Source organism: Bacillus sp. FMQ74, assembly GCF_001875785.1.
Lineage (GTDB): Bacteria > Bacillota > Bacilli > Bacillales > Bacillaceae > Bacillus > Bacillus stercoris.
The window spans coordinates 675061-687488 of record NZ_MOEO01000001.1 but is presented as its reverse complement, the minus strand read 5'-3'; the positions used below and the strand labels follow the sequence as shown (position 1 = coordinate 687488).

Annotated in this window: 14 protein-coding genes; 1 reads left to right on the top strand and 13 read right to left on the bottom strand. The window is 45.0% G+C overall.

Going from position 1 to position 12428, the window contains the following annotated elements:
- Positions 1–10 precede the first annotated feature (10 nt).
- From sdaAB to BLL41_RS03670, 3 genes are all read right to left on the bottom strand, one after another.
- Positions 11–673, bottom strand: coding sequence for an L-serine ammonia-lyase, iron-sulfur-dependent subunit beta (gene sdaAB, locus BLL41_RS03680; protein ID WP_071576831.1), 663 nt, complete (start codon positions 671–673; stop codon positions 11–13).
- Between the two features lie 138 nt (positions 674–811).
- Entirely contained in the window at positions 812–2473 is a 1662-nt protein-coding gene (locus BLL41_RS03675; RefSeq protein WP_071576830.1) for a DAK2 domain-containing protein, read from the bottom strand.
- A 15-nt stretch (positions 2474–2488) separates the two neighbouring features.
- Entirely contained in the window at positions 2489–2851 is a 363-nt protein-coding gene (locus tag BLL41_RS03670; RefSeq protein WP_003232054.1) for an Asp23/Gls24 family envelope stress response protein, read from the bottom strand.
- A gap of 276 nt (positions 2852–3127) precedes the next feature.
- Here BLL41_RS03670 and rpmB point away from each other — a divergent pair, with 276 nt between their 5' ends.
- Positions 3128–3316: a 50S ribosomal protein L28 gene (gene rpmB, locus BLL41_RS03665; protein WP_003221548.1), complete on the top strand. Its 189-nt coding sequence runs from the start codon at positions 3128–3130 to the stop codon at positions 3314–3316.
- A 72-nt stretch (positions 3317–3388) separates the two neighbouring features.
- Here the strand turns inward: rpmB and spoVM are convergent, their stop codons facing one another.
- The 10 genes from spoVM to def form a co-directional block, all read right to left on the bottom strand.
- Positions 3389–3469 (bottom strand): stage V sporulation protein SpoVM, encoded by an 81-nt coding sequence (gene spoVM, locus BLL41_RS03660; RefSeq protein WP_003221545.1) that lies wholly within the window; start codon positions 3467–3469, stop codon positions 3389–3391.
- Positions 3470–3541: 72 nt separating this feature from the next.
- The gene (locus BLL41_RS03655) at positions 3542–4186 is read right to left on the bottom strand and encodes a thiamine diphosphokinase (protein WP_071576829.1); all 645 of its coding nucleotides are present in this window, start codon (positions 4184–4186) and stop codon (positions 3542–3544) included.
- 72 nt (positions 4187–4258) lie between these two features.
- Positions 4259–4912 (bottom strand): ribulose-phosphate 3-epimerase, encoded by a 654-nt coding sequence (gene rpe / locus BLL41_RS03650; RefSeq protein WP_071576828.1) that lies wholly within the window; start codon positions 4910–4912, stop codon positions 4259–4261.
- A gap of 4 nt (positions 4913–4916) precedes the next feature.
- Entirely contained in the window at positions 4917–5813 is an 897-nt protein-coding gene (gene rsgA, locus BLL41_RS03645) for a ribosome small subunit-dependent GTPase A (RefSeq protein ID WP_071576827.1), read from the bottom strand.
- A 14-nt stretch (positions 5814–5827) separates the two neighbouring features.
- Positions 5828–7774, bottom strand: coding sequence for a serine/threonine protein kinase PrkC (gene prkC / locus BLL41_RS03640; RefSeq protein WP_071576826.1), 1947 nt, complete (start codon positions 7772–7774; stop codon positions 5828–5830).
- On the bottom strand, positions 7768–8532 hold the full coding sequence (gene prpC / locus BLL41_RS03635; RefSeq protein WP_014663933.1) for a protein-serine/threonine phosphatase PrpC: 765 nt from the start codon (positions 8530–8532) through the stop codon (positions 7768–7770). The genes prkC and prpC overlap by 7 nt, the downstream gene beginning before the upstream one ends.
- Before the next feature lie 6 nt (positions 8533–8538).
- Positions 8539–9630 (bottom strand): dual-specificity RNA methyltransferase RlmN, encoded by a 1092-nt coding sequence (gene rlmN / locus BLL41_RS03630; RefSeq protein ID WP_014476780.1) that lies wholly within the window; start codon positions 9628–9630, stop codon positions 8539–8541.
- A 3-nt stretch (positions 9631–9633) separates the two neighbouring features.
- Positions 9634–10977, bottom strand: a complete 1344-nt coding sequence (rsmB, locus tag BLL41_RS03625; protein WP_071576825.1) for a 16S rRNA (cytosine(967)-C(5))-methyltransferase RsmB — start codon at positions 10975–10977, stop codon at positions 9634–9636.
- A complete protein-coding gene (gene fmt, locus BLL41_RS03620; protein WP_071576824.1) occupies positions 10964–11917 on the bottom strand; it encodes a methionyl-tRNA formyltransferase in 954 nt (317 codons plus the stop codon). Before fmt ends, rsmB begins: the two co-directional genes overlap by 14 nt.
- 4 nt (positions 11918–11921) lie before the next feature.
- Positions 11922–12404 carry a peptide deformylase gene (gene def / locus BLL41_RS03615; RefSeq protein ID WP_040083192.1) on the bottom strand — a complete coding sequence of 161 codons (483 nt, stop codon included), beginning with the start codon at positions 12402–12404 and terminating at the stop codon, positions 11922–11924.
- Between the last annotated feature and the right edge of the window lie 24 nt (positions 12405–12428).

Genomic DNA, 12428 nt, shown 5'->3' with positions numbered 1-12428 from the left:
GACCCTTTCGCTAGTCAGCAATCTTTGTCACTTGAATAATATTCGGCAGTTTTGACAGCTCGTCGAGAATATGGTCGTCAATATTTTGATCGACCTCTATTGTCATCAGCGCAAGCTGGCCGATATCTTTCCGGGCTACTTCCATATGTCCTACGTTGATTGAAAATTTCGCCAGAACATTGGCAACACCGGCAATGGTGCCAAATTTGTCATTATGAACAACTAATATGGCCGGATGATTTCCTGAGAGCCGGAGTTCAAAACCATTCAATTCTGTGATTTCGATCTTTCCTCCGCCAATCGAAATACCCGTCAGCTCAAGCTCTCCCTTTTCATCAGAAATGGTGATTTTGGCTGTGTTCGGATGGACCGGAACTGCGTCTTCAACCCGAAACTCTATATGAATTCCTTTATCTTCTGCAATTTGTATAGCGGTTTTAATCCGTTCGTCGAACGTATCAAAATCAAGCAATCCGCCGATAATAGCGACATCTGTGCCGTGGCCCTTATACGTTTCCGCAAAAGACCCGTAAAAAGATACAGTGATGCGCTCAGGCTCTCTGCCAAATAAACTTCTGGCCACTCTCCCGATTCTGGCAGCTCCCGCTGTATGAGAGCTGGACGGACCGATCATAACCGGACCGATAATATCAAAAACGCTTCTGTATTTCATGCTATTCCTCCTTATGAACCAGAGCTTATTAGCGCTTTGCTTCTAGACTAATTGATCAGATATAAAATGGCAAGCGGGCGCGTTACAGCGCTGCCGCATTTAAAAGCAGACATAAGAATAGAAGGGCAAATTGCCCTTCTATTCTGCAGAAACTATATACGAATACAGCGGCTGTTTCCCATTGTGGATCTCAACCTCAATCTCCTCGTACTTATCACTGAGAAACGCTTCAAGCTGCTCGGCTTCTTCCTGAGACGCATCCTCACCATATAGAATGGTCACGATTTCATCGTCTTCTCCGATCATTTCTGACACCAGCATTTTCGCGGCTGACAGCTGATTTTCAGAAGTGCCGATAATCGTTCCATTCAGAATGCCCATAAAGTCGCCTTTTTTAATATCTTTACCGTCAATATGAGTATCTCTGACTGAATACGTCACCTGTCCGCTTTTTACTTGCTGAATGGCGCTGAGCATATTGGCCTCGTTCGCTTCAGCTTCTTGATCCGGGTTAAAAGCCAGCAGGGCTGACATCCCTTGTGGAACCGTTTTGGCCGGAATGACTAAAACCTGTTCATTCATTACGCTGGCCGCTTGGTTAGCAGCCATAATAATGTTAGAGTTATTCGGCAGGATAAACACTGTTTCTGCATTTACAGACTTCACGGCTTCGACGATATCCTCAGTGCTCGGGTTCATCGTCTGACCGCCTTCAATCACAACAGAAGCGCCGATGCTTTTGAATAGGTCTGAAATCCCTTCTCCCATCGCCACAGTCACAATGCCATACTGCTGTTTTGCCGGCGTTTTTTCGTTGCCGGCGGGCTTGCTTTCTTGACTGATGATAGAGGTATGCTGTTCTCTCATATTTTCTATTTTTATTTTGATCAATTCACCGTAATGCTGGGCGTAGTTTAACACGTTCCCCGGCTCTTCAGCATGAATATGAACCTTCGCCAGCGATTCATCCGCAATCACGAGCAGAGAATCACCGAACTGGCTGAGGTCTTGTCTGAACGTACCTTCGTCGAATTCTCTTTTTGCCTGATCAAGCCTCACCATCACTTCGGTACAGAATCCAAATTCAATATCTTCGGTATTCATCATGCTTTGGGCGCTCTTGTGATGCTCTGCGTTGACCATGTCGTCAAGTGACGGAAGAACTGCTTTCTGAGGTACAGCTTCACCTTTTAATGAAGCAAGGAAACCTTCATACACACAAAGCAGACCTTTCCCCCCGCTGTCGACAACTCCTACTTCCTTTAGAACAGGAAGCAATTCAGGGGTGCGGTTTAAAGACGCCTCTGCTTCTTCTGTCACTGCAGTCATCAGCGCAGTGATATCGGTTTCTTTTTCTGCTAAGGTCATCGCTTTTTTCGCAGCGTCTTTTGCAACTGTTAAAATGGTGCCCTCTACAGGTTTCATGACAGCTTTATACGCCATGTCTACACCTGCTTGCAGTGCAGCTGCAAATTCCAGCGCATTAATTTCTTTTTTCGTTTCAATGCTTTTGCTGAATCCGCGGAACAATTGGGACAGGATGACTCCTGAATTTCCGCGCGCTCCCATGAGCAGTCCTTTAGATAACGCGGAGCCCACCTTCCCGATATCATCCGTATCCATTTGTTCAACTTCTCTTGCTCCGGAAGTCATCGACAGGTTCATATTTGTTCCCGTATCACCGTCCGGCACAGGGAACACGTTAAGCGCATCAACTGCACTGGCGTTTTGAGACAGATTCTGCGCTCCCGCAAGAATCATCTCGGCAAAGGTTCTGCCGTCTAATGTTCTGATAGACAATCCTACTCCTCCTAACTACGGGTTCGTCACTCGTACGCCTTGGACATAAATATTGACAGAGTCCACTGCCAGTCCGATGGTTTGATTTACTGTGTACTTTACTTTTGTTTGGACATTATGTGCCACTTCAGAAATTTTCGTGCCGTAGCTGACAATGATATACATGTCGATATGTATCTGTTCTCCTTCTTGGCGAACTTGGACACCCCTGCTGAAATTCTCTTTCCGAAGGATTTCAGTCAGTCCGTCTTTAATCTGGTTTTTAGAAGCCATGCCGACTATGCCATAGCAATCAACCGCCGCGCCTCCTGCAACCATTGCGATGACTTCATTAGATATATCAATCTGCCCGTACTTCGTTCTTAATTCAATGGACACACTAGTTCCTCCTTCGAATGCATAGAGTTACAGCTATTCTACTATATGGTTTCCATTATGAAAAGACCAGGCAATAATTGCTGGCCGTACCTCTACATATACTATAGCGCTGCTGTTTCCGCAAGATGTCAAGTGAATTTTCTTGAAAGATGATGAAACAATAGTTGCAAACGTTTTTTAGCTGTGGTAAATTATTTAAAGTATCCATATCGAAAGCATCTAAGATCATATGAATGTTAAAAAGTAGATGTTTTGTGCAAGTGAGGAGGGAAACAAATGGCACGTAAATGCGTTATCACAGGTAAAAAAACAACAGCTGGGAATAACCGTTCTCACGCAATGAACGCTTCTAAGCGCACTTGGGGCGCGAATCTTCAAAAGGTTCGTATCCTTGTGAACGGAAAACCTAAAAAAGTATATGTATCTGCTCGAGCTTTGAAATCCGGTAAAGTTGAGCGTGTATAACAAAATGAACGCCTGCCTCGATATGTGGCAGGCGTTTTTATGTGGTGAAAGAGGGCTTTGAACCCCTGGGCATTAATCTTTTCTAAATGAGCCCAGCATCGCCCGGACAATTCCTCCTAAAAACTTCGGCAATTTAATGGTGTAAAATTTCATTTTTTGTCCCCTCCTATAACGTCCCGTAACCGCCTTGTTCATTGTTTTCAGCAAATGAATGAAAGCACATGCTTAATCCGTGCTTCTTATCATTATTAATATGCCTTTTGCAAACGAAAAAGTACCTCGTGAATGAATGAGTTCGTTACTAATACATAGTGTTGAACCGAGCGTAATATGACAATTATTTAGAGGATATTTAAAACCGGTCAGGGTCAGCTCATGTATTTCTTCGGAAAACGGTATGAAGGAGATATATCGCTTATTTTCATCCTTCTCAATATCATATTCACCAGGAGGGAACATTTGAATATGATTTTGTTTGTCTATCAGCCTAATTTTTATGTTCGTTTTTACACCTCTAAACAAAAGCTGAATGTTTCCTAAAAAATGATCAGCTCTGCCGCCTGTAATGCCGAAAATCTGAATGATATCCGGATGCTTTTCCAGCGCCCAATCAAGGGCGAGGTCTAAATCTGTTTGATCTTTTTCTGCTTGATACACATGAAGGGCGGGAGCGGCTTTTTCTATCCGCCGTCGTTCTTGCTCTGTTATGCTGTCAAAATCTCCGAAGGCTTCAACAGGAATGATCCCGGCATCTAAAAGAGTGACGGTGCCTTGGTCAACACCGATCCAAAGCGTGTGTTCATCCGCATAGCCGGTTAGATCGGGAATGAGATTTTTCGGGCCTCCCGCAACGATATTAATTGTTTTCATCTCTGATTCCTTTCTCTGCATACAGGAAAAAGAGCTTAGGCTATTGTATGCCCAGCTCTTTTCTAAAGCTGCTTATTTACTTCCTCTGATTTCAGAAATTGCTTTTTTGCGGTCAGACTGGCCATAAACAGCTGAACCGGCTACGAGTAAATTCGCGCCCGCTTCAATGACTAGCGGAGCGGTTTCTTTGTTGACGCCGCCGTCTACTTCAATTAACAGATCTTTTTTTCCTTTTTCATCCGCCATTCGCTTAACCTCTTTTATTTTAGGAAGGACTGAATGAATAAATTTCTGTCCGCCGAATCCTGGGTTCACCGTCATTAATAGAACAAGGTCGAGATCATCGAAAACATGCTCGATGACTTGTACAGGAGTATGCGGGTTTAGAACAACACCGGCCTTCACTCCTTGCTCTTTAATAAGCTGGATTGTACGGTGCAGGTGCGGACATGCCTCAGCATGTACAGACAGGATATCTGCGCCCGCTTTCGCAAAAGCCGGAATATAGCGATCGGGCTCTTCTATCATTAAATGAACATCAAGCGGCAGATCCGTTACCGGCCGGACCGCTTCTACAATCAGCGGACCGATTGTGATATTCGGGACAAAATGGCCGTCCATAACATCAATATGAATATAATCAGCTCCGCCTTTTTCTACATCTTTAATCTCATTGCCTAAAGAAGCAAAATCAGCGGAAAGAATAGATGGTGCAACCTTTATCATTATGCTAATACCTCGGCTTTCTGTCTTTAATCTCCGTCATAAATTCAACATAATGGTCATAGCGGTACTGCTTTATTTCCCCGTCTTCAACAGCTTGTTTCACCGCACATTTCGGCTCTTTTAGATGTAAACAGCCTCTAAATTTGCATGAAGCGCTTTTTTCTCTGATATCTGGGAAGGTATAGCCCAGCTCTTCTTCCTCAATGTCTATAAATTCAAGCGAGCTGAATCCTGGCGTATCCGCAACCAAGCCTCCAGACGTGTGTATCAGCTCCACGTGGCGGGTTGTGTGTTTCCCGCGGCCCAAATGCTCGGAAATCTCGTTTGTTCTCAATCCGAGCTCGGGACTGATCGCGTTGAGAAGCGAGGATTTTCCAACACCGGATTGACCGGCAAATACCGTTGTTTTATCCTGAAAATGCGGGATGATGTCCGCTAAACTGTCTTGGTTCTTAGAGGAGGTAAGATACACGTTATAACCAATATTCCGATAGTCTTCTGCATAGGCTTGTATCGTATCTTCTGTATCTTGATCATCAACCAGATCCATTTTAGTAATGCATATGATCGGCTGAATATCATTGGCTTCGACGAGAGCCAGGAAGCGGTCGAGCAATGCCGTGCTGAAAGAAGGCTGAACCGCTGAGAAAACAAGGACCGCTTGATCAACATTGCAAATTGGCGGCCTGATAAGCTCATTGGTTCTCTCTTTAATTTCCATCAGATATCCTTCTTTGTCATTTTCAGCTTGATATACAACGTAATCACCGACGAGAGGGGTAATTTTATTTTTTCTGAAAATGCCTCTCCCTCTGCATTGTATTACTTTATCTGAATCCTCTGATTCATCCAGTACATAGTAAAAGCCGCTTAGCGCCTTAATAATTTTGCCCTCAGGCATATTTTCCCTCCTTGTTATTCATCTTTTGGATACTCAATGGTTTTGTAGCTGACAACTTTATTGTTTACCATTACTTGATAGTACCCTTTTTGGCCGGGTTCAATCTTTAGTTCGATCGTTCGTTCAGTCTGCTCTTTTATCTTAAATTCTTCGTAAGTGTCAGAGATGCTGTGATCCGCATCGTCAACCGCGATTTGCACTTGAAGTTCGTCCCCTTCATTTTCTGGTTCATAGGGGATCTTGACCTTTTCTTTCACTGTTTTCGCAGGTTTTTTCTCAGGTCCTAGAGAGAATGTCACTTCCACTTCATTTCCCGGCTTTACTGCCGTACCTGCTGCTGGTTTTTGTTTGACAACCTGTCCTTCTGGAACATCATCTGAATATGCTTCTTTTTCTACAAGCTTCAATCCGTTGTCTTCCAGATATCCAGACGCCGCTTCTTTACTGTAGGTTTTCAAGTCTCTAAGCGTAATGTCTTCGGGGCCGATACTTACTGTGAGTTTGACTTGATCTTCACTCGGGACAAGCTCAGTCCCTGCTGAAGGATTTTGGTCAATGACAGTGCCCGCGTTTTTCTCGTCATTCACTTCATTTACCGTTACATGTTTAAACCCTTGGTCCTTCAGCGCTTTTTTTGCCTGGTCGACCGTTTGGCCTGTCACATCACCGATCTCCGTTTTTGCTTTTCCGGTGCTCTTATAAAGGGTGACCGTGGCGCCTTCTTTGACTGTGGTTTCCGCTTTGGGATCCGTTTTTACCATCAGGCCCTCTTCAATTTTTTCATCTGAGATTTCCAACACCTCAGAATCAACTTGTAAACCTTCTTTTTCCAAGAGGCCTGCGGCTTTTTCGTATTCCATTCCGGAGACATCAGGTATTTTGACATCCTTAGGCATAAAAAGCGACGGAAAAACAGTGACAGCAAGAATTCCAGCCGTGATAAAAACGAGGCATATCGTGAGCAAAACCCACGGCCACTTTTTTCTTTTGCCGTTTTTCTTTGTTTTATTTTCTTGTCCGCTTGTCGATTCAGCTTCTTTTTCGCCAGCAGCTTTAGCGAGTTGTTCATCTTTAATGATCGGTATCGCTTTTGTCATCTCTTCGTCTTCTTGAATCGTAAATCTCTTTTCATTGAGTCTGTCAGCATCAAAAGCGGTTTTTATGTCAGCTTCCATGTCTTCAGCCGTTTCGTAGCGATGAAAAGGGTCTTTGGCCGTTGCCTTTAGTATGATATTTTCAACGCTTTGGGGAACTGACGGGTTCCACCTTCTTGCCGAAGGAGTTTCCGCTTGAAGATGCTTCAAGGCGATGCTGACTGCTGACTCTCCATCAAACGGAATACGGCCCGTTAAAAGCTCAAATAGGACGATTCCAAGCGCATAAATATCCGATTTTTTTGTCGCTAAGCCGCCCCGGGCCTGTTCAGGTGATAAGTAGTGGACTGAGCCTAGGACAGAATTGGTATGGGTAATTGTGGTCGAACTTAGTGCCGTCGCAATTCCAAAATCCGTTACTTTGATATTTCCCATGTGGTCAATCAAAATGTTATGCGGCTTGATATCTCTGTGAACAATCTGGTTTTGATGGGCATGAGCGATGGCTGAGACAATTTGCTCCATGATGTTCAGCGCTTCTTTAGGGTGAAGCGGCCCATTTGCTGTTATGTATTCTTTAAGCGTCATGCCTTCAACGTATTCCATGACAATATAATAAATATCATCTTCCTCGCCCAAGTCGTAAATGCTGACAATATTCGGGTGATCGAGGCTTGATGCGGATTGGGCTTCTCTGCGGAAACGCCTGATAAATTCATTGTCATTTACATAGTCAAACCGCAGGATTTTGATTGCGACTTCACGGTCTAGAATGATATCCTCAGCTAAATACACGTTGGCCATTCCCCCGCCGCCTATGACGCGGAGAATTTGGTAACGCCCGCTGATCCGCTTGCCGATTAGCACTGATCTTCACCCTCTTCAACATGTAAAGCAAGCTCAAGCAAAACTGCTGTAATGTTGTCTTCTCCGCCATTCTGATTGGCTTTGTCCACAAGCAGGTTTACTTTTTCCTGAGGAGCTGAATCGCTTTGCAGGATGTCTTTTAACTCAGTGCCTTCCACTTTATTCGTCAGTCCGTCAGAACACAAAAGCAGTTTGTCTCCGGGTTCGATGTCAAAGGAACGTGTGTCGATGCTGACTGACTGGTCTGTTCCAAGCGCCTTCGTCAACACATTTTTTCGCGGATGATGTTCAGCGTCTTCTCTGGAAATCTCTCCGGTACGAACCAGTTCATTTACAAGCGAATGGTCTTCTGTCACTTGAATGAAATCATCGTCCTGAAGCAAATAGCATCTGCTGTCACCGATATGGGCAACAGAAACCGTTTTCCCCGTAAATAGCGCACATACAATCGTCGTCCCCATGCCTTGGCATTCTTCGTGGGCTTGAGCGTGATCGTATATTTTGCTGTTTACTGAAAGAATCTGTTCAATGAGCCATTTTTCACACTCCGAGGGCGCTTGTGGAATCGTCTCTGCTTCATTCCATTTCTCCCCCATGGCTTTCACAGCCATCTTGCTCGCAACATCTCCAGCAAGATGGCCGCCCATGCCATCAGCGACAACCGCTAATACAAATTCATCTTTCCCCTTGAATATCCCCGCATCATCTTCATTATGCTGGCGGATTTTTCCTGTATCTGTTTTTAAGGCTGTTAACAACCCTCATCACCTCGTCTCGTCTTGACGCTCCTTCGCGCGAAGCTGACCGCAGGCTGCGTCAATATCATGTCCTTGCTCTCTTCGGATTGTGACATTTACTCCACGGGATTTCAATGTTTTTTCAAAAGCGAAAATCTGATCACGCGGTGTGCGCACATAATCCCGTTCAGGCACGTAGTTTACCGGAATCAAGTTCACATGGCATTTGACTCCTTCCAGCAAGTCGGCAAGCTCTTCGGCGTGTTCCACCTGGTCGTTTACGCCTCCAAACAGACCGTATTCAAAGCTGATACGGCGTCCCGTTTTATTAATATAATATTTAACAGCTTCCATGAGATCAGGCAGTTTATATGCTCTGTTAATCGGCATCAAACGGCTTCTGATTTCTGTGTTCGGCGCGTGCAGAGAAATTGCAAAGTTAATCTGCATTTGCTGATCAGCAAATTCGTAAATTTTGGGGATGATTCCGCTCGTAGAGACCGTAATATGGCGAGCACCGATATTCAGGCCCTTGTCATGGTTAATGATTTTCAAGAAAGCGAGCATTTCGTTAAAGTTATCAAAAGGTTCACCGATCCCCATGATCACGACAGAGCTGACACGTTCATCCGTTTCATCAAGAGCTTTTTGCACTTTAACTACTTGAGCGACAATTTCACCCGCTTCAAGGTTTCGTTTTAAGCCTCCAAGCGTTGACGCGCAGAATGTGCAGCCAATACGGCATCCGACTTGTGTCGTTACACATACAGAATTGCCATACTCGTGTCTCATTAAAACGGTTTCGATGGTATAACCGTCATGAAGCTCAAACAAAAACTTCATCGTACCGTCTTGAGAGGTTTGTTTAACAGCCGTTTTCAGCGTTGTTAACACAAAGTGAGTGTTTAATTTCTCACGCAGATCCTTTGACAGGTTTGTCATTTCTTCAAAAGATGATACGCGTTTTTCATATAGCCATTCAAAGATCTGGGCTGCACGGAACGGTTTCTCTCCGTTGTCTGTCAGCCATTGTTTGATTTCATCTAATTCAAAAGAATAAATAGACGGACGCTCTGTCCGCAATTCTTTTCTTACTTTTGTTTTATTAAGTTCTGCCATTGCTTATCCCTTCTTTCTCATGCTGCAAATAAAGAAACCATCTGTTCCGAAATAATGAGGAAGGATTTGCAGCCTTCCATCCCGAACAAAGGGTCTCGCCTTTTCGGGCAGCCGCTTTTCAAGAGACAAATCGGGTTCAAAATCAGGATGTTCTTGTATAAACGCATGTATTACTTCATCATTTTCTGTCCGGTCCATTGTACACGTACTGTAGACAAGAGTGCCACCTTTTTTTACTAATGGTGCGATTTCCCTCAGGATCGACAGCTGGATTTCAGCTAGACGCGCGCTGTCATCAGGCTTTTTCGTGTATTTCATGTCCGGCTTTCTTCTGATAACGCCGAAACCAGAGCACGGGGCATCAACCAATATCCGGTCAAACTGTTCGTTTTCAAACGTTTCCCCTGCTTTTCTTGCATCCATTGTCTCCGCATGAATGATTGTCAGGCCAAGACGGTCTGCCGCTTCTTTGATCAGCTTCACTTTATGTTTGTGAAGATCAAGCGACGTAACGCTCCCCTTGTTCTTCATTAATTCTGCGATATGAGCCGACTTGCCGCCAGGAGCCGCACACGCGTCAAGCACTGTTTCATCAGGCTTAGGATCAAGGGCGCGGGCGACGAGCATGGAGCTCTCATCCTGGATGGATACTTCGCCGTTTTGGAAGAAATGAGTTCCGGCAATTGATCCCTTTAAGAGCTTCACAGCATCTTCAGCGAGATCGCCTTTTTCAACTTCGATTCCCTCAGCAGCCATCCGATCAAGCAGCTCAGCTCTGTCTGCTTTCATTTGATTAACACGCAGCGTCTGCTTCGGCGGAATGAGGTGGATACGGCAAATCTTTTCGGCCGCGTCAAACCCATACGCATCCGCCCACTCTTTCACAAGCCATTCCGGATGGCTTGTTTCTGTCGCCAGCCGGCGTACAGGATCTTCGATGGCGTCAAAGGATGGAACACCTTCGCGCTGGATAGAACGAAGCACGCCATTGACAAAAGAAGCAATGCCCTTGTGTCCGCGGATTTTAGCAATCTCAACCGCTTCATGGATGGCTGCCCTATCTGGAATCTTCTCCAAATATTCCATTTGATATAAGGATAGGCGAAGAAGCTGAATCACCCACGGCTTTACCTTTTGAGGCTTATTGATAAACGGTTTAAGCATATAATCAAGCGCGATTTTGTTTTGTAATGTACCATAGACAAGTTCAGTCAAAAGCCCTCTGTCCTGATCACTCAGTTCATTTGATTTAATGACCGATTTCAGCAGCAGGTTGCTGTATGCCTGGTTTTGTTCTAATTTGATCAGCGCTTCAAGGGCGATGTCACGAACACTAGTTTTTTTCATTATTTACTCCTAACACGTCTCCGGCTTCAACATGAGCGCCCCGCACAAAGTCCTCGCCTTTCATGCGTTTTTTGCCGGCCGGCTGAAGTTCAGTTAATAACAGGGCCGTATCATTACCTGTGGCAACGATAATCCCTTCCTTTTCAACTGCAACGACTGTGCCGGGCTCAGCTGTTGTTGGTGCTGGTGTTTTTTTCGACGCCCACACTTTCAAGTTTTGTCCGTTTAGAGTTGTATAAGCAACAGGCCATGGATTTAATCCGCGGATCTGGTTGTAAAGCTCTTCGCCCGTTCTGGACCAGTCGAGCAGTTCTTGCTCTCTTTTGATATTAGGCGCGTACGTCGCTTTCTCTTCATCCTGCTTTTCGGGTGATATGCTGCCGGCAATGACGTTTGGAACTGTTTCAGACAAGAGCTTCGCCCCAGCCGCGCTTAATTTATCGTGCAGCGTTCCGACATTATCGGTTTCTTCAATGTCCACTTCCACTTTTGAGATCATGTCCCCGGCATCCAATTTTTCTACCATATACATAATGGTAACCCCGGTTTTCTTCTTTCCCTGCAAAATAGAGTAATGGATCGGAGCCCCTCCGCGCAGTTCCGGCAAAAGAGACGCGTGAACGTTAATGCAGCCGTATTTCGGGCTGTCGAGAAGCTCCTTAGGCAAAATTTGTCCGAATGCCGCCGTTACAATAAGGTCAGGCTTTAATGCCAGCACTTTTTCAATTTCTTCTTTCAATCTGACTTTTTCCGGCTGGAGAACCGGGATGCCGTAACGCAATGCCTCTTCCTTGACCGGAGGAGGTGTCATCACTTTTTTTCTGCCTTTCGGACGGTCCGGCTGTGTGACGACCCCCACTACTTCATATCCGTCCTCAATCAGGGTTCTTAAAACAGGAACTGAAAAATCCGGCGTCCCCATAAATACGATTCTCGTCATCAAATCATCCTTCCATATCCGCTAGTTCATCTTCTGTATAGTATTTGCTTATTTTAGATGTAAACAGCACACCGTCTAAGTGGTCCATCTCGTGCTGCACGGCTCTCGCTAAAAAGCCTCGCGCTTCCAGAATGAACGGTTTTCCCTGACGGTTAAACGCACGCACTTTGACATAATCAGCACGTGTGACATCACCATAGACGCCAGGAAAGCTCAGGCATCCTTCAATTCCGGTTTGCTCACCGCTTTTCTCTAAAATTTCGGGATTAACGAGATCAATTCTGCCTCTGTCATCCCCGATATCTACGACAGCCACTCTTTTTAAGATACCGATTTGCGGCGCTGCCAGTCCGACACCATCCATTTCAAGCATGGTGTCGTACATATCATCAAGCAGTTTTCTTAGCTTTTTATCAAAAACAGTCACGCTTTCCGTCGGTGTTTCCAAAACCTCCGCTGGATGTGTGACGACTTTTTTTACTGCCAATTTGTTACCCTCCAAGACGTGAGA

Bases quoted from the DNA above. Each gene is read 5' to 3' on its own strand.
- rpmB (WP_003221548.1), top strand. From the start codon at position 3,128: ATGGCACGTAAATGCGTTATCACAGGTAAAAAAACAACAGCTGGGAAT.
- fmt (WP_071576824.1), bottom strand. From the start codon at position 11,917: ATGACGAGAATCGTATTTATGGGGACGCCGGATTTTTCAGTTCCTGTT.
- spoVM (WP_003221545.1), bottom strand. From the start codon at position 3,469: ATGAAATTTTACACCATTAAATTGCCGAAGTTTTTAGGAGGAATTGTC.
- rsgA (WP_071576827.1), bottom strand. From the start codon at position 5,813: ATGCCTGAGGGCAAAATTATTAAGGCGCTAAGCGGCTTTTACTATGTA.
- rlmN (WP_014476780.1), bottom strand. From the start codon at position 9,630: ATGGCAGAACTTAATAAAACAAAAGTAAGAAAAGAATTGCGGACAGAG.
- rpe (WP_071576828.1), bottom strand. From the start codon at position 4,912: ATGATAAAGGTTGCACCATCTATTCTTTCCGCTGATTTTGCTTCTTTA.
- rsmB (WP_071576825.1), bottom strand. From the start codon at position 10,977: ATGAAAAAAACTAGTGTTCGTGACATCGCCCTTGAAGCGCTGATCAAA.
- BLL41_RS03655 (WP_071576829.1), bottom strand. From the start codon at position 4,186: ATGAAAACAATTAATATCGTTGCGGGAGGCCCGAAAAATCTCATTCCC.
- sdaAB (WP_071576831.1), bottom strand. From the start codon at position 673: ATGAAATACAGAAGCGTTTTTGATATTATCGGTCCGGTTATGATCGGT.